25 protein-coding genes and 1 tRNA gene are annotated in these 23,552 nt (G+C 60.8%); 12 read left to right on the top strand and 14 right to left on the bottom strand.

Annotated features, from left to right (window positions below):
- The first annotated feature begins 96 nt into the window (after positions 1–96).
- Positions 97–1,164 (top strand): hypothetical protein, encoded by a 1,068-nt coding sequence (locus tag SH809_05845; protein ID MDZ4699208.1) that lies wholly within the window; start codon positions 97–99, stop codon positions 1,162–1,164.
- 46 nt (positions 1,165–1,210) lie between these two features.
- Positions 1,211–1,283, top strand: a tRNA-Glu gene (locus SH809_05840).
- A gap of 107 nt (positions 1,284–1,390) precedes the next feature.
- On the opposite strand, the gene SH809_05835 is transcribed toward SH809_05840, so the two are convergent.
- Genes SH809_05835 through SH809_05825 form a run of 3 tightly spaced genes read right to left on the bottom strand, consistent with a single transcriptional unit; the run spans position 1,391 to position 1,919 of the window.
- Positions 1,391–1,462, bottom strand: a complete 72-nt coding sequence (locus tag SH809_05835; protein ID MDZ4699207.1) for a hypothetical protein — start codon at positions 1,460–1,462, stop codon at positions 1,391–1,393.
- The gene (locus SH809_05830) at positions 1,452–1,661 is read right to left on the bottom strand and encodes a type II toxin-antitoxin system mRNA interferase toxin, RelE/StbE family (protein ID MDZ4699206.1); all 210 of its coding nucleotides are present in this window, start codon (positions 1,659–1,661) and stop codon (positions 1,452–1,454) included. The genes SH809_05835 and SH809_05830 overlap by 11 nt, the downstream gene beginning before the upstream one ends.
- On the bottom strand, positions 1,662–1,919 hold the full coding sequence (locus tag SH809_05825; GenBank protein ID MDZ4699205.1) for a type II toxin-antitoxin system RelB/DinJ family antitoxin: 258 nt from the start codon (positions 1,917–1,919) through the stop codon (positions 1,662–1,664).
- Positions 1,920–2,193: 274 nt separating this feature from the next.
- Between SH809_05825 and SH809_05820 the strand changes: the two genes are divergently transcribed.
- Positions 2,194–3,009 (top strand): hypothetical protein, encoded by an 816-nt coding sequence (locus SH809_05820; protein MDZ4699204.1) that lies wholly within the window; start codon positions 2,194–2,196, stop codon positions 3,007–3,009.
- Positions 3,010–3,539: 530 nt separating this feature from the next.
- Here SH809_05820 and SH809_05815 read toward each other — a convergent pair.
- The 4 genes from SH809_05815 to SH809_05800 form a co-directional block, all read right to left on the bottom strand.
- Positions 3,540–3,680 carry a hypothetical protein gene (locus tag SH809_05815; GenBank protein MDZ4699203.1) on the bottom strand — a complete coding sequence of 47 codons (141 nt, stop codon included), beginning with the start codon at positions 3,678–3,680 and terminating at the stop codon, positions 3,540–3,542.
- A gap of 232 nt (positions 3,681–3,912) precedes the next feature.
- Positions 3,913–4,122, bottom strand: coding sequence for a cold shock domain-containing protein (locus SH809_05810; GenBank protein MDZ4699202.1), 210 nt, complete (start codon positions 4,120–4,122; stop codon positions 3,913–3,915).
- 268 nt (positions 4,123–4,390) lie between these two features.
- Positions 4,391–4,975 (bottom strand): hypothetical protein, encoded by a 585-nt coding sequence (locus tag SH809_05805; GenBank protein ID MDZ4699201.1) that lies wholly within the window; start codon positions 4,973–4,975, stop codon positions 4,391–4,393.
- A gap of 34 nt (positions 4,976–5,009) precedes the next feature.
- Entirely contained in the window at positions 5,010–5,288 is a 279-nt protein-coding gene (locus SH809_05800) for a PAS domain S-box protein (protein ID MDZ4699200.1), read from the bottom strand.
- Between the two features lie 200 nt (positions 5,289–5,488).
- Between SH809_05800 and SH809_05795 the strand changes: the two genes are divergently transcribed.
- From SH809_05795 to SH809_05780, 4 genes are all read left to right on the top strand, one after another.
- On the top strand, positions 5,489–7,624 hold the full coding sequence (locus SH809_05795) for a carboxypeptidase-like regulatory domain-containing protein (GenBank protein MDZ4699199.1): 2,136 nt from the start codon (positions 5,489–5,491) through the stop codon (positions 7,622–7,624).
- A gap of 266 nt (positions 7,625–7,890) precedes the next feature.
- On the top strand, positions 7,891–9,144 hold the full coding sequence (locus SH809_05790; protein ID MDZ4699198.1) for an FAD/NAD(P)-binding oxidoreductase: 1,254 nt from the start codon (positions 7,891–7,893) through the stop codon (positions 9,142–9,144).
- A gap of 18 nt (positions 9,145–9,162) precedes the next feature.
- Entirely contained in the window at positions 9,163–9,474 is a 312-nt protein-coding gene (locus SH809_05785; protein MDZ4699197.1) for a TusE/DsrC/DsvC family sulfur relay protein, read from the top strand.
- Positions 9,475–9,531: 57 nt separating this feature from the next.
- Positions 9,532–10,059 (top strand): DsrE/DsrF/DrsH-like family protein, encoded by a 528-nt coding sequence (locus SH809_05780; protein ID MDZ4699196.1) that lies wholly within the window; start codon positions 9,532–9,534, stop codon positions 10,057–10,059.
- A gap of 23 nt (positions 10,060–10,082) precedes the next feature.
- On the opposite strand, the gene SH809_05775 is transcribed toward SH809_05780, so the two are convergent.
- From SH809_05775 to SH809_05765, 3 genes are all read right to left on the bottom strand, one after another.
- Positions 10,083–11,024 (bottom strand): calcium/sodium antiporter, encoded by a 942-nt coding sequence (locus SH809_05775; protein MDZ4699195.1) that lies wholly within the window; start codon positions 11,022–11,024, stop codon positions 10,083–10,085.
- A gap of 8 nt (positions 11,025–11,032) precedes the next feature.
- Positions 11,033–12,298 carry a PP2C family protein-serine/threonine phosphatase gene (locus SH809_05770; protein ID MDZ4699194.1) on the bottom strand — a complete coding sequence of 422 codons (1,266 nt, stop codon included), beginning with the start codon at positions 12,296–12,298 and terminating at the stop codon, positions 11,033–11,035.
- Positions 12,299–12,370: 72 nt separating this feature from the next.
- A complete protein-coding gene (locus SH809_05765) occupies positions 12,371–13,942 on the bottom strand; it encodes a response regulator (GenBank protein ID MDZ4699193.1) in 1,572 nt (523 codons plus the stop codon).
- 145 nt (positions 13,943–14,087) lie between these two features.
- On the opposite strand from SH809_05765, the gene SH809_05760 reads away from it, so the two are divergent.
- Positions 14,088–14,621: a ferritin gene (locus SH809_05760; protein MDZ4699192.1), complete on the top strand. Its 534-nt coding sequence runs from the start codon at positions 14,088–14,090 to the stop codon at positions 14,619–14,621.
- Positions 14,622–14,698: 77 nt separating this feature from the next.
- Here the strand turns inward: SH809_05760 and SH809_05755 are convergent, their stop codons facing one another.
- Positions 14,699–15,391 (bottom strand): DUF1080 domain-containing protein, encoded by a 693-nt coding sequence (locus SH809_05755; protein MDZ4699191.1) that lies wholly within the window; start codon positions 15,389–15,391, stop codon positions 14,699–14,701.
- A gap of 112 nt (positions 15,392–15,503) precedes the next feature.
- Here SH809_05755 and SH809_05750 point away from each other — a divergent pair, with 112 nt between their 5' ends.
- Positions 15,504–15,911, top strand: coding sequence for an ACT domain-containing protein (locus tag SH809_05750; GenBank protein MDZ4699190.1), 408 nt, complete (start codon positions 15,504–15,506; stop codon positions 15,909–15,911).
- 10 nt (positions 15,912–15,921) lie between these two features.
- On the opposite strand, the gene SH809_05745 is transcribed toward SH809_05750, so the two are convergent.
- Positions 15,922–16,455 carry a DinB family protein gene (locus SH809_05745; protein MDZ4699189.1) on the bottom strand — a complete coding sequence of 178 codons (534 nt, stop codon included), beginning with the start codon at positions 16,453–16,455 and terminating at the stop codon, positions 15,922–15,924.
- A 459-nt stretch (positions 16,456–16,914) separates the two neighbouring features.
- Here SH809_05745 and SH809_05740 point away from each other — a divergent pair, with 459 nt between their 5' ends.
- Entirely contained in the window at positions 16,915–18,033 is a 1,119-nt protein-coding gene (locus SH809_05740) for an alpha/beta hydrolase (GenBank protein ID MDZ4699188.1), read from the top strand.
- A gap of 49 nt (positions 18,034–18,082) precedes the next feature.
- Here the strand turns inward: SH809_05740 and SH809_05735 are convergent, their stop codons facing one another.
- Positions 18,083–18,769, bottom strand: coding sequence for a 2-phosphosulfolactate phosphatase (locus SH809_05735; GenBank protein MDZ4699187.1), 687 nt, complete (start codon positions 18,767–18,769; stop codon positions 18,083–18,085).
- Between the two features lie 262 nt (positions 18,770–19,031).
- Positions 19,032–19,850 (bottom strand): hypothetical protein, encoded by an 819-nt coding sequence (locus tag SH809_05730; GenBank protein MDZ4699186.1) that lies wholly within the window; start codon positions 19,848–19,850, stop codon positions 19,032–19,034.
- 175 nt (positions 19,851–20,025) lie between these two features.
- On the opposite strand from SH809_05730, the gene SH809_05725 reads away from it, so the two are divergent.
- Positions 20,026–22,008, top strand: a complete 1,983-nt coding sequence (locus SH809_05725; protein ID MDZ4699185.1) for a serine/threonine-protein kinase — start codon at positions 20,026–20,028, stop codon at positions 22,006–22,008.
- Positions 22,009–22,087: 79 nt separating this feature from the next.
- Positions 22,088–23,047: a tetratricopeptide repeat protein gene (locus SH809_05720; protein ID MDZ4699184.1), complete on the top strand. Its 960-nt coding sequence runs from the start codon at positions 22,088–22,090 to the stop codon at positions 23,045–23,047.
- The last annotated feature ends 505 nt before the right edge of the window (positions 23,048–23,552 follow it).

The following is a 23,552-nucleotide window of genomic DNA, read 5'->3' as shown; positions in this document are numbered from 1 at the left end:
TAATCGTTAAGAGTACCGTGTTCGTCTTCGCGGAACGGGACGGTCGGAAGGCCATTGAACAGGATCCATCGTCATCGCCTGCCATTTTCAACGCCCATGATCCTTCGAATCGGCCTCGTTCTTCTTGTTCTGATCTGGGCCGGCTGCGACTCCATGTCGCCGGGCGACGAGCGCGTGATCGAGGGGGTGGACCTGGATGTACTCTTTGCTCCGCCCACACGCGCGGAGATCGATGCGGTATCAGTGGAATGGGCCGGGAGAACGGTTTCTTCGGGAGAGGCGACCATCGTCCGGCAGGACACCGTACTGGTGGCCCCGTTCACGTTCAGCGTCCTGTACGTAGTAGCCCAGACGGTCGACCAGGGCATCCACTATTCGGCCGTAGCCGTCCCCCTGGGCGCGACAGGTCCGCTGCCCGTCTTCCTATACACCCATCCCGGGGACGGCGGCGTGGACATCGACGAAACGCTGGCACTGCTGACCGTGGGGGTCGACCAGGTGGTCAACCGGTTCGTGTTCGTCGCCCCGTCGTTCCGGAGCGAGCCACTTGGCGTCAACGGCGTGACGTACCTGTCCACCGCTCCGCCAAGCCCACTCGATCGCGACGTGGACGACACGCTGGCGCTGCTGGAGGCGCTGCCTGCCATCACGCCACTGGCCGACACCAGTCAGATCAACGTTCTTGGCCTGAGTCGAGGCGCCGGCGTGGCGCTGTTATTAGGCGCGCGCCGGCCCGGGTTGGACGGCATCGTGGCGTTTTTCGGGCCGACCGACTTCTTCGGGCCGTACGTGCAGGAGATCGTGGCGGACGCCCTGCTCGACATCCCGCGCGATCTGCCGGGATTCGACTATCTCAACGAGACCTACATCCAGCCGCTGAAGGACGGACAGATAACCATCGCCGACGTGCGCCCCGAGCTGGTTCGTCGCTCTGCCGTCCTCTTCGCCGAGCGCCTCCCCCGCCTCCAACTCCACCACGGCGATGCGGACGTGACGGTCAACGTGAGCCAGGCCGTGGCGCTGATCGACGCGATGGCCGCGCTGGGGCGGACGGCGCCGGCGTTTGAGTCCTACATCTATCCCGGGGCGGGCCACAATCCGCTGGAGATGACTGGCAGCTTCGACCGCGTGGTCGCGTTTTTCGAACCCCTCGCGATACCCTGAGGCCCGCGAAACATGGCGACGGGGCCGGCGTTGTGGGGGAGTACTTGCCGCGTTCGTCTAGGGGTCCAGGACGCTAGCCTCTCACGCTGGTAACACGGGTTCGAATCCCGTACGCGGTACCCGGTTCAAAATGCCTTCCGATGTTTTCGGAGGGCATTTTTTTGGATTGAAGCCATTGTCCTACGAGAGCATATCCCCCCTTACACCACAATCTTTGCCATCCGAGCTATTCGAATAGATCTGCGTGGCTCCCCGTTCTGATCAAGACCAATTCTTCTGAGGAATTTTCATACAACACCAGCCAGTCCGGCTCGATATGGAGGTCGCGGACTCCTTTTACATTCGCCGGTCAATTCGTGGTCGCGCCAGGCTATCGGCAATCCCTCGTCCTGAGACAGCCGCACAATAACCTCTTTAAGCTTCTCCAAATTCTTGCCGCGTCGTTCGGCTTTACGGACGTCTTTCTTAAACTGATTGGTGCGACAAATCGATTTCATCTACAAGCCCAGATCGTCGAACAACGCTTCCGTCGAATCAAAAACATCCCCTTTGCCCGTTTTCGCATCAGCAATCCCCTTCTTTGTCTTCTTGTTCGGAATCTCAACAGGAAAAGGGATGCCATTTCGAAGATGTACTTGCTTGTAGAACATGGCAATAGCCTGTGAAGCCGAAATTCCGAGTTGGCTGAATATGGCCTCTGCCCGCTGCTTGTCGTCCGTATTGATTCGGGCTGAAATGGTGCTGGTCTTGCTCATCGTACATGTGCGTTTCTTTGTGCGTACAATGCATATACAGCATGCTCCTTAAGGTTCCCTTCTTTCATGGCTCTGTTTTCTTCCTACCGTACGTTATCTGAACCCTACGCACACTGCGCCACCCAGGGTATTGGCCGAGAGTCTCTGCGATGACGCGTCCGGAAACAACGTTGAAACTCCCTGTGTTATCGGCCAGCATATCCCATTAACTTTACACATTTTCCATGATCGTTGATACGGGTTTCTGAAACTCCTCCATAAACCGGTCAACATCATGAAATCATTTTGTTTGCTCGCGTGCCTGGTGCTCGTCTTGACCTCCTGCGACACGGCCATTGACAAACCGCCGGCCCAAGTCGTCGTCTCGCTCAGTCCCTACGACGAGGCGGTGCTCCTTGATTCTACGGCAGCCCCCACGCCGTTCGCTCGCCTGAGCATCGACCAGGAATTGGCCGTTCCACTGAGTCGATTTCCATCCCAACGATTCAGGATTTCAGCCAAAGGGTATGGTTCGTCGACCGAACAGCTCGTGGACGAGGACTTAACGGCCACGGTTTACCTCCTGCAGGTTCCAGAATCGCCCTATTGGCCATCACTGGGTAGCCCCAATCCCTTTCTGCGGCCAACAGCTGAAAAGCACTCAAGCACGCCCGAGGACAGCGTAAACCTCACGGTGTACGCCATCATAGTCCAGCGCCAGGAACTCACTTACCCGGAGGAAATCGTCGTCGATTTCAGTGTAGACGACACTGCAGCCCGCTTTGTCCTCGACCCCTCCCAACACACCATCTCCCTGGATGAGCAGCTTGTCCGACATGGCGCCGATTTCGACCTGTTGCCCGAGACGCCGGGCCTCATCATCCAGATGAATGGTGACCTTATCGACGCCTCCATCTTCCCTGGCCTGATCGCGCAACGCACGGTGGTCTGGCGAACGGACGGTACGACGTTTCCAGGCATCATGGAAATCATCGGGAGGGCCTTCACGGATGAAGCCGGTCTGTACGACTCGTATGGAACGGTGGGCGCCATCCAGCAGCAAGTGCTACCGGAATCCGAATTCCGGCTGTTCCTGCTGCGACGCGACTGACGGCAAAACGCCTTCGCAAGGTAGAAGGGTGAAGCGTCTACTCTGGGCGGTCGCCACAGGATACATGTAGACGCCCCCAGTGGGGCGTCTGTTAATATAAAGGTCGTAGAGACGCTCCTGTGGAGCGTCTACTGAAGGTTACCGGAACCCGTTCTGGAATGCGTAAACCTCGCTGATACGCTCCACAGGAGCGTCTCTACTGGATGGCAATCGCAAGTTATCGAAAATCTGCCCCCTCGGAGGCGGGGAGACTTACTGACGCGGCAGCACCACGAATGGATCGAAGCGCGGTCGCTCCTTGAGGTGGTTCGACACTTCGATCGATATCGATCGAAGGCTCACCATGACAGGCTTTTGAGGCATTCCTATCGGTCATGACAATGCTTCGGAGCGTGGAAGGGACACGCCATGGCGTGTCCGTACGGACCCAAACCAAGCCAGTACGCCCGACACATAGGGTCATGCCGATGGCAGACGATCATCTGGAGGGTTTTTGCGTCTGATACGTGCTTTCGGAACTACTCCTGCAGCTACAGCAGCACCGACGCAAAAAACGCCTTCATCCCCGCCGCGTAGTAAACGCCGTACTGGTGGAAGGTATCCTTCGTTCGCTGGTCCAGCTTCCAATCGAAAAAAGCATGGCCGCCGCCGCCCACCTGCACGTACTGCACCCGTTGGCCGGCTTTTACGAGGGCGTCGACAAATTCTTTTACCGGCCTATCCCGGATGAGTATGTCCTGCGTGCCGCGCCGATCTCTGCCGTTTCGGGTAACAGCGTAGGTGGTCTATGGCGGCGACCCTCATACAGATTTTGCCGGATGCACACAAAAAAAGCCTGACCGAATCGGCCAGGCTTTTTTGGAAACCAGAAATGCGAGGCGTTAACCCCGCCAACGGGTCGTGTTAACGTACACGCTTTACGTTGGCTGCGCTGAGGCCTTTCGGCGTGCGCTCCACTTCGTAGGTTACTTCTTCGCCATCGCGAAGGCCGTCGTCCCAGCCGAGGCCTTCCACGTTGTTACGGTGAACGAAGATGTCCTTGCTCCCGTCGCTCGGTTCGATGAATCCGAAACCTTTTTCGGTGTTGAACCACTTTACTTTACCGTCTGCCATTGTCGTGTTTGTTTCGTTTCGTCACTGAGCGCGTTTAACAAGAGAGTCCTGAAGTAAGCCTTACGAGGGGTCCTAATGTGTCGTGCCAGCGAAGTGTTGTTGGTATAACTCGGACCTATCAACCCACATCACTTAGCAAAGTTCGGCGCAGACACGTTATTGTCTGCCGGCGACTCAAAATACCTCTAGGGGACCGAGACATGCGGCGGGGCGGAGGGGTGCGTTGGGCGGGTAGCGGTGGAGCCGTTGAGGCCCGGGTAGGACGGCTTCACGCCGGAGCCGGTGTTAGCGCCGCGGTAGTTTCGCGCGTATGGACGAGCAGCGTTCCCAGCCCCTGGGCGGATTCCGGCACGGCCGCATTCTCCCGTAGCCGATCGGACACGAGTTTACCAAAGCCGTTCACCTGCCGGTTGGCCTGGTTGAGCTGGCTGAGTACTTCCTCGAAGATGGCGGAGAAGTTTAACGAATCCGGGATACGCGCGGCCTCGACCTGGCCCGAAATCTGGACGACGCTCAGCATCCGCATATACCGCTGGAGGCGGGAGAGAAGGTCGCGAATCGTTTGCAGCCGGCCGCTGATATCGATCAGGTTGGGGATAAGCGTTTCCGCCCGTACATCAAATAGATGGACGAGCATCGTGATGTACCCCGTCATCTGATCGTCTTCCTCCAGGATTTCTTCCACACCGTCTCCAACGGCCGTTACTTCGTCGAGGAACAGGTTGGCCATTTCAATGTCGAGGGTGGCGACGAGCACGTCGAACACCAACCGGAGCAGCGGCCCCTGGAGGTCGAAAATCGAGCTGTGGAGCGAGCCGATCAAACCAATCCTGGCAGCGGTCTGGGCGCTCATCTGGCCGGCAATCTCCGCCAGCGCTAGCCCCCGCTCACCGAGGTGGTTGGAGGCGATCTCGGCATTGAGCGACGATCGTCTGGCCGGCCTCCAGGTAGTCCCATAACACCTTGAACACCGCCCGTGGCATGTCCGAATGACGGATGATGTTATGAGGCTCACCCACCATCTCCTTCAGCGAATAGCCGGCGATCCGTGCGAAGACATCGTTGCCGAACTCGATGATGCCGCGTTTATCCGTAACCGAGAATAAAAGTTCAGAGAAGAAGAAGTCGCGGGCTTTGTTGAGCGGAGAGATGGTAGGACGGGCCATGCCAGGTACAGCGATTACTTGGAAATAGAATGGGCGAGGATATCGACGAGCCGGCGGGGCGAAGACGCTTGTTACTCATCCGCCCTGCGGCTACCTTCAGGTATAGTCTGGATCGTCCATTTTGTCAAACATCGCGCGAAATCCGTGCGATTCCGCCCCTCCCATCCACCTACTTCGGCCCGTTTGTGCGCCTTAACGCCATGCAGATCCGATCACATCCGCTTCTCCCCTACCTTCTTCTCACCCTATTGGCTCTGGGCGGCTGTGCGCCCGAGCATCCGGATGACGTGATCGAAGGCGTCGTCACCGGGCCGAACGGTCCCGAAGCCGGCGTATGGGTGATCGCCGAAACGGAGGAGTTGGCTACTACCTTCGCCAAGATCGTCGTCACGGACGATGAGGGGCGGTACGTGCTGCCCGAGCTGCCGGCCGCCACGTACGACGTATGGGTCCGTGGTTACGGATTGACCGACTCCCCGAAGGTCCAGGCGCAGCCGGGCCGGGCGCTCGACCTCCAGGCGGTGCCCGCGCCGGACGAGCGCGCTGCCGCACACTATTACCCGGCCGGCTACTGGCTCTCGTTGCTGGAAGTACCCCCCAGAACCGACTTCCCGGGCACCGGGCCAGAGGGTAACGGCCTGTCGCCGAATCTAAAAACGCAGGCCGACTTCCTGCGCACCGTCAAGTCCGGCACCTGCACGGCCTGCCACGCCCTGGGCAGCATCGGGACGCGGTCCTTCCACCCTGCATTTCCGGAGCACCCGACGACTGAACAGGCCTGGGAACGCCGGCTCAAGTCCGGCCAGGCCGGTGGCCAGATGACGAGCACCGTCGCTTCCCTGGGTAGCGACCGAGTGTTGGAGATGTTTGCCGACTGGACCGACCGGATCGCCGCCGGCGATGTCCCGGAGACGCCGCCCCGCCCGGAGGGCGTCGAACGCAACATCGTTATTACTCAGTGGGACTGGGCTGACCCGAAGCACTACCTCCACGACGTCGTCTCCACTGACCGGCGGGACCCGACGGTCAACGCCAACGGACCGGTCTACGGCGCATTGGAGTTGAGCTCGGATTATATCCCGGTCGTCGACCCGATGACCAACGCGGCCAGCCGAATCCCCCTCACCGTCCGCGACCCCGCCACGATGCCTTCCTCCGGCCCGGAGATGCTCGAACCCTCACCCTATTGGGAAGATGACGTGTTGTGGGACAGCAAGACCAACGTCCACAACCCGATGCTCGACGAACGCGGCCGCGTGTGGCTCACCGCCACCGTCCGCCCGCCCGATAACCCGGACGTCTGCAAAGAGGGCTCGGATCACCCCTCCGCGAAGGTGTTTCCGGTGAATCGCGCCGGCCGGCACCTGGCCGTGTACGACCCCGCCACCGAGCAACTCACGCACGTGGGCACCTGCTTCAGCACCCACCACCTGATGTTCGCCGAGGACGAAAACCACACGTTGTGGACAAGCGGCGGAGGGCAGGTCGTGGGCTGGCTCAACCGAAAGTTGTTCGACGAAACGGGTGACGAAATGGCCGCCCAGGGATGGACACCCCTCATCCTGGATACCAACGGCAACGGACAGCGGGATGCCTGGATAGAACCCAACCAGCCCGTGGATCCGAACAAGGACATGCGGATCACGTCGGGCTTTTACGCCGTCTCGCCGGCCACCGACGGCTCCGTCTGGGCCTCGTCGCTGGGCTACCCCGGCTCTGTCGTTCGCCTCAACCCCGGCACCGACCCGACGCACACGGCCCTGGCCGAACGCTTTGAACTGCCACTGGATGACAACGGAGAGCCCGTCGTGGGATGGTCGCCCCGTGGGATGGACGTCGACCGCAACGGCGTCGCCTGGGTGGCGCTGGCCAGTGGGCATCTCGCCAGCTTCGACCGCCGCAAGTGCACCGGCGCGCTCAACGGCCCCACCGCTACCGGCCAGCATTGCCCTGAAGGCTGGGAGTTCTTTGCCGAACCGTTGCCGCAGATCGGCGGGGTCGACTACGCCGGCAGCGCCGAAGCGAGCTACTATACGTGGGTCGACCAGTTTAATACCCTCGGCCTCGGCGAAAACGTCCCCATCAACACGGGCAACGCCTCCGAAGGCCTGCTCGCCCTCAAGGACGGTGAATGGGTCGTCATGCGCGTACCCTATCCGCTCGGGTATTATACAAAATGGATGGATGGCCGTATCGACGACGCCGACGCCGGCTGGAAAGGCCGCGGTATCTGGACCACCATCAGCACCCGCGCGCCGTTTCACATGGAAGGCGGCAAAGGGACGCCCAGCAAGGTGATGAAATTCCAGCTCCGCCCCGACCCGCTGGCACGCTAGAACGGTTTAAGGTTTAAGGTTCAAGGATTAAGGTTCAAGGTTCGGGGTTTAATGTTCAAGGATGCGCGGTCCTTTGAACCTTAACCCTCGAACCTTGAACCGTTTTTACGCACCCACAAGGGTGTAGTGTATTCCCCGTCAACCCCTACAGCGCATGCACTACCCGTCCATTGACTGACGCCCGGCAATCCTGGGAGGCGCCATCAGCTATTTTGCCCGGTGACAGTTTCACGGCAGATTGGCCTTCTCTTTAACAGGTAACGGGTATGAAAAAGCTGCTGATCCTGGGCGCCGGCACAGCCGGCACGATGATGCTCAACAAGTTGCACCGCCGGCTCGACCTTTCGGCATGGCAGCTGACCATTGTCGATAAAGAGCGCGTCCACTACTACCAACCAGGCTTCCTCTTCATCCCGTTCGGCATCTACCAACCGGAGGAAGTCATGCGCGCCAAGACCGACTTCTTCCCCGAGGGCGTCAACGTAATCTGGGATGAGGTGGAGGAAGTGCTGGGCGACACCAGCCAGGTCCGCCTCGCCAGCGGCGACATGCTCTCGTACGATGTGCTGATCGTCGCCACCGGCACCTCGCCGCGGCCGGAAGAAACCCCGGGCCTGAAAGGGGATCTCTGGTATACCGACATCTTCGACTTCTACACGCACGACGGCGCCAGCCGTCTGGCGCGAAAGCTGGAGGACTGGGAAGGCGGCCGGCTCGTTATCAACCTGGCCGAAACCATCATCAAGTGCCCCGTCGCGCCCCTCGAATTCGCCTTCCTGGCCGACGCCTACTTCACCGAGAAGGGCATGCGGGATAAGGTGGATATCTTCTACGTCACCCCCCTCGCCGGCGCCTTCACCAAGCCCAAAGCCACCGAAGTGCTCTCCGGCCTGCTCGAGAAGAAGGGCATCAACGTCGTGCCGGACTTTTACCTGGAACGTGTCGACGAGGCCGAGAAAAAGCTCGTCTCCTACGACGGCAAGGAAGTCCCGTTCGACCTGCTCGTCTCCGTGCCGGTTAACATGGGGGCAGACTTCGTCGAGGCCAGCGACCTGAGCGACGACGACGACCTCAACTACATCCCGACCGATAAACACACGCTCCAGTCGAAAGCATTCCCGAATATGTTCGTCATCGGGGATGCTACCAATGTCCCGACGTCCAAGGCCGGCTCCGTGGCCCATTTCATGAGCGAAACGCTCATCGAAAACGTGCTCCACTACATAGCCGGCGAACCGCTCACGGCCTCCTTCGACGGCCACGCCAACTGTTTCATCGAAACCGGGTTCGGGAAAGCGACGCTCATCGACTTCAACTACGTCACCGAGCCGCTGCCGGGCAAATTCCCGCTGCCGCACCTCGGCCCGATGAGTCTGCTGAAGGAATCCAGAATCAACCACATGGGCAAGCTCTTCTTCCGCTGGGTCTACTGGCACATGCTACTGACCGGGAAAGAACTCCCCGTGCCGGCGCATATGTCCATCGCCGGCAAGGAACTCGAAGAAGAAGCCGTCTCCTGAAATCAACCTGACACGACCATGACAAGCACCCTGCTCGCCGGCACACCGGTCCACCTCGACGCCGAAGGCTACTTCACCGATCCCGCGGAATGGACGCCCGATCTGGCCCAGGAAATCGCTCGCGAAGAAGGCATCGCGCTCACCGATCGCCACTTCGATGTGCTCAACTATCTCCGAGCGCAGGACGCGGCCGGCGAAAAGCTAACGATTCGCCGCGTTGGAAAGTCCGACGTGACCACGATCAAGGAGTTCTACGACCTCTTCCCCGGCGGTCCACTCAAAAAAGCCAGCCGCATCGCCGGCATTCCGAAGCCGGTGAGTTGTGTTTGAACGTTGATGCGTTGAACGTTTCGCTTCACACCCATACTCCCACACACGGACACGCTCATGGAAGCCACCGCTGAACTCGCCGGAACGGCTACGGTGCCCCGGCCGGAAAAACACCCCGTCAAGAAAGTGCTCGTCATCGTCTCGAAGGGGACGCTGGAGGATGTCTACGCCGGCCTCATCATGGCCAACGGCGCCCTCATGGAGGGCATCCAGGCCGAACTCTTCTTCACGTTTTTCGGGCTTGAGGCGATCAAGAAAGACACGCAGGACCATCTGCACACCGCCACCGTCGGTAACCCGGCCATGATGCGACAGATGCCCACGATCCTCGCCGGCCTGCCGGGCTTCGAGGCGCTGGTGTCTACGATGATGAAGAAGGAGATGGAGAAGTTGGATATCCCGCCCGTCTCCGAATTCCTGCAGATCATCTCGGAAAGCGGTGGGAAGATCCACGCCTGCCGGCTGGCCGTCGACATGTTCAAGCTGAAACGGGAAGACTTCATCGACGAACTGGAGGACATCATCACCGTGGGTGAGATGTACGCCCTGGCCGAAGGCGCCAACACGCAGATCATCTTTATTTAACGGATGATCGGCCCGCGGCACGGTCAGCGCACGATGACAACGGTGACATACACGACGTACACCACCAGCAAAAACGCGCCTTCCAGTCGGCTTATGCGGAATCCGGAGCGGACCAATGGAAACAGGCAGATGGCCACGCCCAGCATGACGCCAAAATCGAGCAGCGAAAACGCCGTCGCGGTAAGCGGCGCAACGAGGGCGCTGATGCCCAGAATGGCGAGAATGTTGAAGATATTCGAGCCGATCACGTTGCCGATCGACATGTCGCCTTCGTTTTTGATCGACGCCACCACCGATGTGGCAAGTTCGGGCAAGCTGGTGCCAATAGCGATTACCGTTAGGCCGATCACCCGCTCGCTCACCCCGAGGCCTTCCGCCAACGCCACGGCGCCGTCGACGAAGAACATGCCGCCAAGTATGAGCAGCGCGAGCCCGACCACGACCATCACGATCCCGCGCCCAGTCGGAATCGACGTTGCGTGGACCGTATCCTCCATGGCGCCGGCGAGCGCGTTCCGGTCGCGTCGGGCCATTGCGATCAGGAACCAGAGATAGACCGCCATCGTGCCGGCGAGCAACGCGCCATCGAGCCGGCCGAGGCTTCCATCGGCCAGGAGCACCACAAGGGCCACCGACGCGCCGATCATGATCGGGATGTCCAGTCGGATCAGCTGGACTTGCACATTCATCGGGCGGATCACCGCCGCCAGCCCCAGAATCAGCGCGATGTTGCAAATGTTCGATCCAATCACGTTGCCGAGGGCGATGCCGCCGGCCCCCGTCGTCGCCGCGCTCACACTTACGACCATCTCCGGGGCGCTGGTGCCAAACGCCACCACGGTTAGTCCGACGATAAGAGGAGCGATCCCGAGACGAAGCGCCAGCGCGGCGCCGCCACGCACGAGCGCTTCAGCGCCAAAATAGAGCAGAATGAGTCCACCAACAAGAAACAGAGCCGTCGTCATATCTGAGGTTATTCTATACGAAGGACCATGAGGGTTTGATCATCGCGCATGCCGGCGGCGCCCACGAACCGGCGTAGCGCCGCCAGAATGGCGTCGGCGATTCTGGACGAACGTTCGCCTGCGTTTGCACGGATGGCACTACGGAAACGCCGCTCACCAAATAGACGGCCACGCGAATCGGTCGCCGTCGTACAGCCATCGGTACGGAAGACGATCAGGTCACCCGATTCCAGTGGAATAACGCCTTCGTCGAACGTCATGCCCGTCCGGATGCCCAGCGGCATGCCACCGGTGTCGAGGATGGTAAATCGTCCATTTCGCAACAACAGGGGCGGGGGGTGACCGGCGTTCACGTAACAGAGAACATATTCTTCAAGATCCAGCCGGCAGCAAATAAGGCTGGCGTATTCTTCGGCTCGGGTATCGCGCGTGAGCAACTCGTTGACCGCTGAGACGATCTCGGGCAGGCGGCGGCTGTTGCCCATCTGGGATCGCAGCGCCATGAGTGCGCCCGACATCAGGAGGGCCGCCGGCATCCCCTTGCCGGCCACGTCGCCCATCGCCAGTCCCAGTAACTCCTCATCCATACGCGCGATGTCGTAGAAATCCCCGCCCACTTCGTACCAGGGGTTCAGGCGTGCGGCCAGATCAAATCCCTCGATTGTCGGGATCACCGCGGGGAGCATGCGATGCTGGATGCCGGCGGCGATGGAGAGGTCGCGGGATTGGAGCTTCGCCTGCAATTCCTGTCGATAGAGACGCGCGAGTTCGATGGCCATCACCGCATATCGGGCCAGCACGCGCAACGTCCGCTCGTGGTAATGCGAAAACGACACCGGATGCGCGGTGTAGACCGACAGGCTGCCGATGACTTTCTTGTCCTTGAAGAGCCCTACCGCCAGCAACGAGGCGATGCCTTCTTCCAGCGCGGCTGCGGAGAACTGTAACTCCTGGCCGGCGCGCACATCCAGCAATCGGTAGACGCCCTGCTCCTCGATCACTGTTTGAAATCGGTTCTTTGCATCGATTACGGGCGCTGAAAACAGAAATCGTTCACTCAAACCGGTCACGGATCGAATGCCGAGTTCTCCCGTCTCGGGGTTCAGCATGCGCAATACACATCCCTTCACGCCCATCTTGCGAACGGTGATATCGGTGATCGCCTGCAACAACGCTTCGGGATCGTAATGGGACGCCAGCATCAACTCGCCGATCGTGTCGATGGCATCAAGCCCGTCAAAAGGCGATTCTACCTCGGGAGGGAGCATGGACATAAAGAGGGGGACATGGTCGAGCAACGTTTTCGACGTTAAACGTTCTCTTTACCAATCTATAATGGTTAATCGCTAATCGTTCCGCCGCCGCGGCTTGAGCTTCACGATCGGCAGGATCATCTCCTCCATCGAGGCGCCGCCGTGCTGCATCGTGTCGCGGTAGAGATTCACGTAGTGGTGGAAGTTCGTCGGGTAGACAAAGTAATAATCTTCCTTCGCGATGATATAATTCGTGTGGATGCCCCGCCCCGGCAGGCCAAACTCCTGTGGGTTCTTGACGAATATCGCGTGCTTGCTATCGCACTTGAGGTTACGGCCGTACTTATAACGCAGCGCCGTGGACGTCTCGCGATCCCCGATGACGCGCGTCGGGCGGAGACTGCGGACGGCCCCGTGGTCGCTGGTGACGATAATCGTGCAGTCTTTTTCGGCCAGCGTCTGAAAGGCCTGGTAGAGCCAGGAATGCTGGAACCAGGTGCGCGTGAGGGAGCGGTACGCCGGCACGTCCGGCGCCAGCTCCTTGAGCACCGCGGAGTCCGACCGGCTGTGCGCCAGGATGTCGACGAAGTTGACAACGATGGCGCTGAGATCGCTCTGGGTAAACGCGACAATATTCTGCGCGAAGTCCCGGCCGTGTTGGGTGGTCACGAGTTTCTCGTACCGCATCCGGATCCCCGGCTTCTGGCGCGCGATCATGTCGCCCAGGAAAGCCTCTTCGTTGCGGTTGCGGCTGTGCTCGTCCTCCTCCCCCTCGGACCACAGCGCGGGGTAACGACGCTCGAGGTCGTTCGGCATCAGTCCGCTAAAAATGGCATTCCGGGCGTACGGAGTGGCGGTAGGCAGGATAGAGTAATAAAACGACTTTTCGATGGCGAAAAGGGGCGCGAGCATGGACTCGAATTCGAGCCACTGATCGTGCCGCATGCAATCGATCACAAAAAAGATCACCGGCCGGCCATCGCCGACTTCCGGGAGCACGACCCGCGGCACCACCTCGTGCGACAGCAGGGGCCGGCTGGCGTCGGGCGGGCGATCCAGGCCGGCGACCCAGGCCCGGTAGGACTCCTCGATGAACCGTCCGAACTCCCGGTTCGCTTCCTGATACTGATCTTCGAGCACCTGCCGCACGCCGTTGTCGTCGCCCAGGGAAAGGTCGTAGGCGATCAGCCGCAAATATAAGTCGACCCATTCCGAGTGAGATAACGGTGCGGCCAGCATCGAACTGATCTGACCGAACGATTGTAGATACTGCTGGGACGCTTTCTCGTTGAGCAGCCGGGAGCTCTCCAGCAGCCGCTTGATCGTCAGCAGGATCTGGCTCGGATTCACCGGCTTGGTGAGATAGTCGCTGATCTGGTCGCCCAGCGCCTGCTCCATCAAATCTTCTTCCTCGCTCTTCGTGACGATCACGACCGGCAGATCCGGCGCGATCCGCTTGATCGCGGCCAGCGCTTCCAGACCGCCCATGCCCGGCATCTGCTCGTCCAGCAATACGACTTCGAATCGCTCCCGGCGAACCCGTTCCACGGCATCGGCACCATTTGTGGCACTCGAGACCCGGTAGCCCCTGGACTCCAGGAACAGGATATGCGGCCTGAGAAGATCGATCTCGTCGTCGGCCCAGAGAATATGTGGTGCTGGCATAGGTACCCGGATAGCCTAGCGCGTAACTGAAGATGGTTGAGGAACGTCTCCTCCGCTTCCCGGCTAGAAGAGCGGGAAAGTTAATCGGTTCCAGAACCGAACGTTCCATTTGCGCGAACCCAATCACCACGCCAGGGCTACACCCATGTCAAAAGCCGCCTCCTCCAGCCGAAACCATATGGCGCCGGCCGTCGAAAAAGCACTCAACGAGCAGATCCAGGCCGAGTTTGAATCCGCCTACCTCTACCTCCAGATGTCGGCTCAGTTTGAATCGATGAACCTGAAAGGCTTCGCGCACTGGCTACGCCTCCAGTGGGAAGAAGAGACGATGCATGCCATGAAGTTTTTCGACTTTGTCTTGCAGCGTAATGGCAACATCACTCTGGACGCTATCGGTAAGCCGAAAAGCAAGTTCAAAACGCCCGGCGAGGCCTTCGAACAGGTCCTCGAACACGAACGCTATATCACCGGTCGCATCAACAGCCTGTACGATGTCGCCCGGGAACACAAGGACTACCCGCTCGAAATGCTCCTCCACTGGTTCATCAATGAGCAGGTAGAGGAGGAGGATAACGCGCGCTCGATCATCGACACCCTCACGCTCATCGGGAACGACGGCGCCAATCTCTACCTGCTCGACCGTGAGATGGGCGCACGGCCAGCGGATCAGGCGGTGTAGGCTCTCCGGGAGAGAACGCCCCCGGCGTACTCTCCTGAAGATCAACTAACGATGCTCGGGGCCAGGGGGGAACAACCTCAATCCGGCAGTAGCCTGACCATGATGTTCTTATAGTGGATCACGCTCTCCGGGTCGTGGCCCTGGATGGCGATGGTGCCGCTGGAGAGCCGGCGGCCGGCCATGTCTTCCGGGCGTTCGGCGTTCGGCGGCTCGTTGTAGGTGATCATCGTATCGCCGTTCACCATCGTAACGATCTGGCTACCGTTTACGACAATGTGCTGCGTGAACCACTCGTTATCCTTCGCCGGCGCCTCGCGTACGTCGTCGATCCCGTAAAGGCCGGCGCTCCGGCGCCAGTCGCTGTGCGAGTTGTTCACCTGGATCTCGTAGCCCTTCGCGGGCCAGCCGTCCGGCTGAAACTCGGTGTGGATGTACATCCCCGAGTTGGCGCCGGGCATCGTCATGATGTCCGCCTTCCACTCGAAGTTCTTGAAATTGTGATCGCCCACCGGGCCAGTGTAGAACAGGTGGGAACGCGGTCCATCGACGATGAGGACCCCATTCTCAACCCGGAACGTGCCCGTATCTTCGTTGAAGGTCCAGCCCTCGAGGGTGGCGCCGTCGAACAGGCTGATCCATTCGCCCGCGGCAGCTGTCGTCATGGGCGCCGCGTCGGCGGCCTCGGGGGTGGCTTGCGGCTGGCAGCCGGCGAGGACAAGCGCCGCCAGGCAGGAAAGTGTCATCCAGGATTTCATGGAGATCGTACTCATGTCGTTCGTGGAAATGTGCCCTGAGGCAGGAAGCGGTTCTTTATACCCCGCGTACGTGTAAGTTAATGGAATCCCGGGGAATTCACCATCAACCGATAAAAACGATGCCGTTATGCACCTCACCCTCCTTCCAGACCCCATGGCCGTCTGCCGGCTCCCCGCGGATGCCGCTCTGCCGCCGGACATTCTGGACGCAGGGTTTTGCAGCGTCACGCGGACGCCGGAGGAGCTTTCGATCGTCCTACCCGCCGATCGGGCGCAGATCGGCTGGAAGACCGAAACCGGCTGGCGGATGCTCCAGGCAAGGGGTCCCCTGGATTTTGAGCTGACCGGGATCGTCGCCGGCCTGACGGCTCCCCTGGCCGCCGCCGGACTCCCCGTTTTTGTAGTCTCTACCTTCGACACCGACTACCTGCTCGTCCGCACCGACCGGCTAGACGCTGCTGTCGCCACGCTTCGCGAAGCCGGGCATGAGGTGGAAAGAGTGAAAAGTGAAAATTTGTACCCCTTAATCGGGTAAGCTTGAATCATTACCGTGACCACGGCGGGACGATGTCGTTCATCCGGGCGTAGGCGATGAGCTGGCCCATGTGTTCGCTGAGGTGGGATTGAAGCTGGAAAAGCACGTCCCATTTCTGGGTGGATTGACCATACAGCGTCGTGGAAGCCGCCAGCTCTTCGGCAGTCATCGACTCGGCCAGCGCCTGCGTGAAGGCAATCGAAGCGCGAAGCGTCTCCAGCACCGCTTCCTTCCCAGTGATCGCCTCAATCGCGCTCATATCCAAACCGGCCGGAGCCGCCGCGCCCATATTTTCGACCGGGTACATGTAATTGTAATGGGCAATGTGCATATAGACGTGCTCCATCGTCATCGTGCCCTCGCCGGGACGCCATGAAAACAGCTCGGCCGGCGTGGCTTCGGCGAGCGCGACGAGCCGCTCCGCCGAATAGGTAAATTTGGGCAGAAAGGCCTCGGCAAAATGGGCCGGGGCTTGCTGCGCATGGGCCATGGCCGGCGCAACCAGAAGGAGTGCAAAAAGGGCGGGACGAATCAAACGGTTCATGGCTGTGGACGTTCAGTGAGGTGGGTGATAGCGTCGTGAAGGGCTGCAACGCCGGAAGCGATCGAACGATTCCGATGCGGCATTCTCCGATACGGCGGAGGATAAGGTGGACGATACGAGAAAGGCCGGCCATGGCGCGAGACCAGCAACAAGGCACTGTTTTTGCACGTTTGTTGGTGCATGATCGCCGTGCATTTTTAAGTAATCAGGAACATTTTAGGCGGTTAACTATCAAGAGGCGGAAGTAGCGCCTCCCTTGAAACCGTTCCCGGCGACGCGTCCTGCGTAGATCCTAATCGGCCGTTGACAGTCCGTTACCTTCTGCTCTGTCACGAAAAATGAAATAACGTCCGTTCTCAGAGCGGCAACACACCCGTAGCGAACATCGGCCATGGTGAGCTCCCCGATTCCCCCAACAGCCCAAGCCCCAATAGCGCACAGGTAGTTCGCGCGCAGGCCATGGAAGAACATCCAATAACTTCCGTACTGAAGTTTTTTTTCCTGTCGCTGCTGGCGTTGGTTGCGCTTCTTTCCACAGGGTTGCTCTACCGTATGTACGAGCAAAACCGAGTGGTGGATCTGACCAAGATCACCACACCGGGGGGCATCGATCTGCTCGGCAACGTCCCGCTAGGCGGCGAGGAGCAGTGGGTATTGATCCGCGGCCAGAGGCAGACCAATCCCGTATTGCTGTATCTGCACGGGGGACCGGGGTCATTTGTCATTCCGCGTGCGCGCGATTTCGGGCTGAAGCTCGAGGAAGATTTTGTCGTCGTCTACTGGGATCAGCTCGGATCCGGCAAATCGTACCGCCCCGGTCTGACACCCAACGAGATGAATGTCGACCGGTTTGTCAGCGACACCAAAGAACTGGTGGACGTCCTGAAGCGTCGATTTAATGTGCCCAAAATCTACCTCGCCGGCAATTCGTGGGGTTCGGCGCTGGGTATGATGGTAGCCGAGCGGTATCCCGAATCGTTTTATGCCGTCATAGGAACGGGTCAGCTGGTGAACACGGCCCGCGCCGAATCGCTCTCGTACGAGTTTACGCTCCGCGAGGCGCGCAACACCAATAACAGGGAAGCGTTGCGCGAACTGAACGAGATGGGCCCCCCGCCATGGAATTACCTGACGATGAACAAGCAGCGCAAGTGGCTGCGTCGGTTTGGCGGGACGATCTACGAAGAACGAGAGGCCGCCGGCAGCTTTTTGTCCGACTTCATGGGTAAAATGCTGCTTAGCCCGGAGTATACCCTGCTCGAGATCCTCGAAATCAGCGCTGATCCCAACTTTGCTGTGCGCAACCTGTGGACCGACCTCGGCCAGATCAACCTGTTCGAGACCGTGCCCCGCATCCAGGTGCCCGTCTATTTCATCGCAGGCCGGCATGATTTTAACACGCCGTCCGAGCTGGTCAAAAAATACTACGAACAGCTCGAAGCGCCAGCAGGAAAACACATCATCTGGTTCGAGGACGCCGCTCATATGCCGGAGTTCGAGAAGCCCGACCAATTCCACCGTGTGCTGGTGGATTCGGTCCTGGCGCAGACGTATCCGCACTACGCCTTCACCCCCTGACGACGGATGACTGCGGCTCCGCGGTTGCAGGGTTTAAGGAAATCTGATCCTACAGCTTTCTTGCCACAAGCACGCCGCTCTCTTCCCGAACCCGGATCACCACCGGCGCCTCGTCGATGCGAAGAGCATGTTCGACATCTTCCCAGTGCAGGTAGGGTTTCGAGGGGTCGCGGAATTTGTCGGTTTCGTTTCCCGATAGAACCAGCGAGCGGACGGCGTCGCGGTCGGGCTGCCGGCCCTCGAGCAATGCCCTCAGGTAAAGCGCGCACTGCTCGTCCTCATCCGCGCGAAACCGCCCCTGGTAACCCATCGCCACCAGGGTGACGAGCGGCGGCGCCATCGCGCGGATCGCTTCGGCCGTGGCGCGGGCGTTGATCAGGGCGGCGGCAAAGATGGCCTCCGCGTTGGCCGCCACGGTCGTAACACCCACAGTGCCGGCGCGGGTGGACTGGATAAGCGTCTTCCCCGCAATGTCGGCGTCCCACAGCTCATGCGGCGAGTTGCCAAAATCGAAGCCGGCCGGCATCTTGCCATCCACCTCACCTACACAGATCGATCCCACCCCCCGCGCCCGAAGCGCCAGCGCCTCGGGCGGCTCGGCCACCATCACGATCCGATCCACCCCCCGCGTGAACGCAACGGACGCCGTGGTGAACGCGCGAAACACATCGATGACCACAACAACCCCCGCCGCGCGACGCGCGCCAACTAAGAGGCTTTCAATTCGGATTTCCATGGGAATGGTTGCAGGTTGGCAGGTTACAGGTTGGCAGGCCTGTCCTGAGGGACGGCGGCGAAGCCGACGCGCCCGAAGGATTGCAGGTTGGCAGGTTTGTCCAGTGAAACGACGCAACGGCCGAAGGAATCCGCAACGGCTGCCCGCCTCCGGTGTTTCCTAAAATCTAATGACCGCGAGTGAAGCGAGCTTCATGACCCCGGCCAGAGGCCACCCCACCGCGGGCGGAAGAAACCTCATGACCGGGGTCAGAGCCCATTCTTCAGCTGCCCACAGGGCATTCCACGTTCTGAAGCGCCGCGTCCCAGCAGGCTTCTTCCCCGGTGTTGTAGTCGTAGGCCGTGACGGAGCCCTCGTTGGTTTCCGTGTTCCAGCGCATGACATGGCGTTTGGCGGGATCGGGCTCGGTGAAGTCCAGCGTAAACCACACACCGTCCTGCCGGTAGGTGGCCTTCATGCCGCCGATCTCCGGGACGTCCGCCGGCACTGAGAAACGCACCGTGCTGTCCGAAGCCTCGTCGATGATCGCGTAGGTCCCGTCGAGCAGTCGAACAGGGCCCTGTTCCGTCGGATAGATGATGCTGAACGTGCCTTCGTTGGAAGTAAGCCCGGTGCGGGCTTCGTAGAGGAGAAAGTCTTCGAAGCGAACGTCGTTGCGATCGTCGTACCCAGAAACCTCCATTTCCCAGAGGATGGCGTCCCCATCCGGCCGGGCGGTCAGTTGGAAGCCTTCTTTCTGTCCGTTCACCAGGGTATCGGCGGCCCAGATGAAGGCTTCTCCGTCCCATATGGGCTCGACAACCTGTGCGGCGGCCGTCACTTGCGCCGGGATATACAAAGCACTGTAGATGCCGGTATTGACGATGAGTACCCGGATGGCGGCGGAGAGAAAGTTCGTGCCCTGGCTACCTTCTTTGGAGGCGCCGGCGTTGAACAAGCTGATGTCCATGCCAAACGCTGCCTCGGGCAAGGCCGCGGGCGCGACGGGTTCCGGCTGTGATTCCACACTGTCGCACGCCGCGACGAAGAGGAGTAAAGCAGCAAGAAGGGCGAAGCGGAACGAAGTGATATAGGTTTTCATTGGCGTAGCGATAAAGATGTGGTTGATCGAGTCGAATCGGAGTCGCACCCCGATTCCTGTTCACATCTCCCAATGCGCAGAAGCGAAACGAAACTTCCCTCGATCGGTATCGAGCGCATGCCGTAGATTTGCCGCGGCAGGCATTCGACCGAAACGGCCGTAGGAAACCGGCGCCATGACCGATAGCTGGACACGCATCAGACATCTCTTTCGGGCGGCCAACGAGTTGGATCCATCCGAATGGGTACAGTACCTCGCCACGGCCTGCCCGGACGACGCCGGCGTGCGCGACCGCGTGTTGCAGTTGCTGCGCGAGCAGGACCGCGACGAGGCCTTCCTCGAGTCGCCGGCTGTCGCCGAGGCCGCGACGGAGAATGACGACCTGCCCGAGGGCAGGCGGATCGGCCCGTACGAGGTGGTCCGGGTGATCGCGCGCGGCGGGATGGGCGTGGTCTACGAGGCGCGCGACGTGCGGCTCGACAAGGTGGTCGCCCTGAAGACCATGACGCCTCAGCTGGCGCGCAACCCCACCGTCCGCCAGCGCTTCGAACAGGAGGCGCGGACGCTCGCCCGGCTCGAGGACCCCCATGTGGTGCGTATTCATGCATTGCAGGATGAAGGGCCGGATACCTTTATCGTCATGGAATACGTCCAGGGTCCGACCCTGGCCGAATACCTCCGCCGACGCGGGCGGCTCTCGCCAAAAGAGGCGCTGTTCCTCACCCGCCAGCTGCTCACGGCGCTGAGCAAGGCCCACCGGTTAGCCATCGTCCATCGCGACCTCAAGCCGGCGAACGTCATGCTCGCCCGCGACGACGAGGGCCGGCCTCTCGTCAAGGTGCTCGACTTCGGCATTGCCAAACAACTCGGCGGCGCGGCGCAGACGATGACCCACGGCGCCATCGGCACCCTGCTGTACATGGCTCCGGAGCAAGTCCGCGGCGCACGCGACATCGATGGCCGCGCCGATCTCTACGCGCTGGGCGTTATGCTGTATGAGATGCTTGCCGGCGAGCTGCCCTACGATCGCCGCTCCGACGAATACTCCCTTCGCCGGCAAATCGTCGAAGGCCCCATCGAGCCACTCTATCCCCGGCTACTTGAGATTCCGGTCGCTCTCTCCGCCGTGGTGGAACGCGCCATGGCCAAAGGCCCGGACGACCGATTCGCCACCGCCGAGGAGATGCTGCGCGCTATCCAGGCGCTTGACCAGCCCCGACGGGAGCCCCCTCCGCCGCCCCTTCAACCACCGCTTCCGCCGCCTCCATCCAGTCAAAAACCTCTCCTGTGGGGCGCGATCGGGGCCATCGGTGCGATCGGCGGCCTGATCTATGTTCTGAATCGGCCGCCCGCCCTTTCGGACATCCCGGCTTCGTCGCTGCTCGCTGCCGATTCCACGCAATTGCCGACCCCCGAATCACCGCTAGAGACGCTTTCAAACATACCAGGCAGCCGATCCGATGGCGCCGTGGCCATCTCCCTGCCGGATCCATCCAGTGTGTCGACGGATTCACAGACGGATGACCGCGGAATTGAGCCGCCGGCCACGCATCCGGTGACAGAGCTGGATCCCACCACGCCCGGCATCGACCTGGCCGGCACGCCCGATACGTCCGCTTCCGTGGCTGACACCACCGGTGCGCCTGTATCCATTGCGCCGCGATCCCTGCTCCGGCTGGCTTTCAGCCCATCGGGAGACCTGTTCTTGGACGATACCCCCACCGCAAGCGGCGCGGCGATGGAGGATGTCGCGGTGGAAGCTGGCGACTACACCGCCCGGGTCGTCAACGCCGCGTACGGCGAATGGCGTTGTGCCATCACCCTATCCCCCGACACGCCGCTCCCGCTCGCTGTTGACTTCTTGACGCCCGTCTTCGTCATCGTCGCCGCCGAAGACGCGGACACGGGCCGGCCCCTTGCCAACGCCGCCATCACAATCGATGGCGTAAATACCCCGGACACCACCCCACAGACCCTGCGATTGCCGCCAGGCGTCCGTCGGATCGAGGCCAGCCTGCCGGGGTACCGCCAGGTAGATATCCAGCCCGAGAGCCCCGCCGGCTGTTATCAGCGTCTGGGCCGAGACACCGTCAATCTCGACCGCTACGCCTTCGGGGAGCGGGCGCGCGTGGTGGTCCATCTAAAAAAAGAGGGGTGATCCGGGATAGTTTTGTCCGGCGTCTGCGCATTACCTGTCGTTCGCCCTCTCTGAACGTCATTTAGCTATAGCGTATCCCATGAACCCTTCGTCCGTTTCTCGCCTCTTCGCCCTCCTGTTCCTGGCAGGCGCTCTCACTATCCTGCCGGCTCGTGCCCAGGATAGCAGCCCCTGCCCGCGCGCCCTGGAAATGGCGCAGACCGAGTTCGACGCCGGCCTGTTCGAGCGCTCCAGCCAGCGTATCTCTGTCTGCCTCGAACGCGGAGAGTTCTCGAAAGAAGAAGCCCGGCAGGCGTACCTGCTTCTGGGTATGATTTATTACGCCAATCTGCAGATTGAACAGGCGCGCGACTCGCTCCGCAACCTGCTGAAAAACGACCCCTCCGTCGAGCTGGTGCCCGAGGAAAACTTCAAACCCGGATTTGTGGACCTGTTTTCCGAGGTGCGGAGCGAGCTTCAGCCGGCTCCCATCCCGGCCCCCATCCCCGCGCCACGAAGCGCAGCCCACCGGTCGGGCTTCTGGGTGAGCGCCGGGATTGGTCCGGCTGGCAACGAACTGACCTGCCGCGCCTGCGACCTGTTGCCCGAAGGCGACCCCTGGCGTGGCGGCAACGGCGCCGGCCTGGCCATCGCCATGGGCGGCTCGCTGAACGACCGCCTATTGATCGGCGGCGAGTTCAACCACTGGGGCCGTTCCGTCGACGACAACCCCCGCTCTGCCGCCATCAGCTCGCTTTCGGCCATCATCCGGTTTTATCCGACCGCAACGACAGATTTTTTCCTGAAAGGAGGACTCGGCCTCGGCGGCCTGGCGCTGGAAGGTGAGTCCGTTCGCATCGACACCGGCGGCATAAGCGTTCAGCTGGGCCTGGGCTACGACATCCGCCTCGGCCAGGGCAAACGGTTCGCGCTCAGCCCCTTCGCCAATCTGTTGGCGGTCATCGCGGAGGGTGGGCAGACGCGTGTCGCCGGCGCCATAGTCACCGGTCCACAGAACCCGGGGTTCGCCCAGATTGGCCTCGCCGCCACGTGGTTCTAGTAGGGACACGATACATCGTGTCCCCCATACCCTCGGCGAGTGGGCGGCGACGTGTTCGAAATAAGCCACCATGCGGTGATGCAGGGTGAACCGATCCCCCGGTTCGTACCCGAGAAACTCGGCCGGGGAGAGGAGGGACGAGGCGGCGGGTGATTGCGCGTCTACGTGCCGCGGCGGGGCCGAAACGAGTAGAACGGAGTAAAACGCGCCTATCAGGCGAATGTATGTCCGATTCATATATTACCGAGCGTTGCGTAAAGAGCGGCTGCAAAGCAACGAGACGATGCCGTCCCTGCAACGCCGGCCCGGATGATCTCCCCTCCGGCTGCCACAGCCTCGCCCTGTTTCCCCATTCCAATTACCGTGAGCACCGCCAGATCCAGACCATCCGCCCCTAAAGCCGCCCGGAAAACCGGAGCGGGGCGGCTTCGAAAAACCGCGGCAGCGCGTTGGCTCACCGCGTCGGTCATGGTCGCAGCTACCGCCTTCGGCCTGTACCCAGCCT

This window comes from Rhodothermales bacterium (assembly GCA_034439735.1).
Lineage (GTDB): Bacteria > Bacteroidota > Rhodothermia > Rhodothermales > JAHQVL01 > JAWKNW01.
This window is presented reverse-complemented; position numbering and strand designations above follow the sequence as displayed.

What these genes read in the sequence shown, in the direction of transcription:
- SH809_05845 (MDZ4699208.1), top strand. Translation starts at nt 97, where the DNA reads ATGATCCTTCGAATCGGCCTCGTTCTTCTTGTTCTGATCTGGGCCGGC.
- SH809_05830 (MDZ4699206.1), bottom strand. Translation starts at nt 1,661, where the DNA reads ATGAAATCGATTTGTCGCACCAATCAGTTTAAGAAAGACGTCCGTAAA.
- SH809_05825 (MDZ4699205.1), bottom strand. Translation starts at nt 1,919, where the DNA reads ATGAGCAAGACCAGCACCATTTCAGCCCGAATCAATACGGACGACAAG.
- SH809_05820 (MDZ4699204.1), top strand. Translation starts at nt 2,194, where the DNA reads ATGAAATCATTTTGTTTGCTCGCGTGCCTGGTGCTCGTCTTGACCTCC.
- SH809_05810 (MDZ4699202.1), bottom strand. Translation starts at nt 4,122, where the DNA reads ATGGCAGACGGTAAAGTAAAGTGGTTCAACACCGAAAAAGGTTTCGGA.
- SH809_05805 (MDZ4699201.1), bottom strand. Translation starts at nt 4,975, where the DNA reads ATGAGCGCCCAGACCGCTGCCAGGATTGGTTTGATCGGCTCGCTCCAC.
- SH809_05800 (MDZ4699200.1), bottom strand. Translation starts at nt 5,288, where the DNA reads ATGGCCCGTCCTACCATCTCTCCGCTCAACAAAGCCCGCGACTTCTTC.
- SH809_05795 (MDZ4699199.1), top strand. Translation starts at nt 5,489, where the DNA reads ATGCAGATCCGATCACATCCGCTTCTCCCCTACCTTCTTCTCACCCTA.
- SH809_05790 (MDZ4699198.1), top strand. Translation starts at nt 7,891, where the DNA reads ATGAAAAAGCTGCTGATCCTGGGCGCCGGCACAGCCGGCACGATGATG.
- SH809_05785 (MDZ4699197.1), top strand. Translation starts at nt 9,163, where the DNA reads ATGACAAGCACCCTGCTCGCCGGCACACCGGTCCACCTCGACGCCGAA.
- SH809_05780 (MDZ4699196.1), top strand. Translation starts at nt 9,532, where the DNA reads ATGGAAGCCACCGCTGAACTCGCCGGAACGGCTACGGTGCCCCGGCCG.
- SH809_05775 (MDZ4699195.1), bottom strand. Translation starts at nt 11,024, where the DNA reads ATGACGACGGCTCTGTTTCTTGTTGGTGGACTCATTCTGCTCTATTTT.
- SH809_05770 (MDZ4699194.1), bottom strand. Translation starts at nt 12,298, where the DNA reads ATGTCCATGCTCCCTCCCGAGGTAGAATCGCCTTTTGACGGGCTTGAT.
- SH809_05765 (MDZ4699193.1), bottom strand. Translation starts at nt 13,942, where the DNA reads ATGCCAGCACCACATATTCTCTGGGCCGACGACGAGATCGATCTTCTC.
- SH809_05760 (MDZ4699192.1), top strand. Translation starts at nt 14,088, where the DNA reads ATGTCAAAAGCCGCCTCCTCCAGCCGAAACCATATGGCGCCGGCCGTC.
- SH809_05755 (MDZ4699191.1), bottom strand. Translation starts at nt 15,391, where the DNA reads ATGAGTACGATCTCCATGAAATCCTGGATGACACTTTCCTGCCTGGCG.
- SH809_05750 (MDZ4699190.1), top strand. Translation starts at nt 15,504, where the DNA reads ATGCACCTCACCCTCCTTCCAGACCCCATGGCCGTCTGCCGGCTCCCC.
- SH809_05745 (MDZ4699189.1), bottom strand. Translation starts at nt 16,455, where the DNA reads ATGAACCGTTTGATTCGTCCCGCCCTTTTTGCACTCCTTCTGGTTGCG.
- SH809_05740 (MDZ4699188.1), top strand. Translation starts at nt 16,915, where the DNA reads ATGGAAGAACATCCAATAACTTCCGTACTGAAGTTTTTTTTCCTGTCG.
- SH809_05735 (MDZ4699187.1), bottom strand. Translation starts at nt 18,769, where the DNA reads ATGGAAATCCGAATTGAAAGCCTCTTAGTTGGCGCGCGTCGCGCGGCG.
- SH809_05730 (MDZ4699186.1), bottom strand. Translation starts at nt 19,850, where the DNA reads ATGAAAACCTATATCACTTCGTTCCGCTTCGCCCTTCTTGCTGCTTTA.
- SH809_05725 (MDZ4699185.1), top strand. Translation starts at nt 20,026, where the DNA reads ATGACCGATAGCTGGACACGCATCAGACATCTCTTTCGGGCGGCCAAC.
- SH809_05720 (MDZ4699184.1), top strand. Translation starts at nt 22,088, where the DNA reads ATGAACCCTTCGTCCGTTTCTCGCCTCTTCGCCCTCCTGTTCCTGGCA.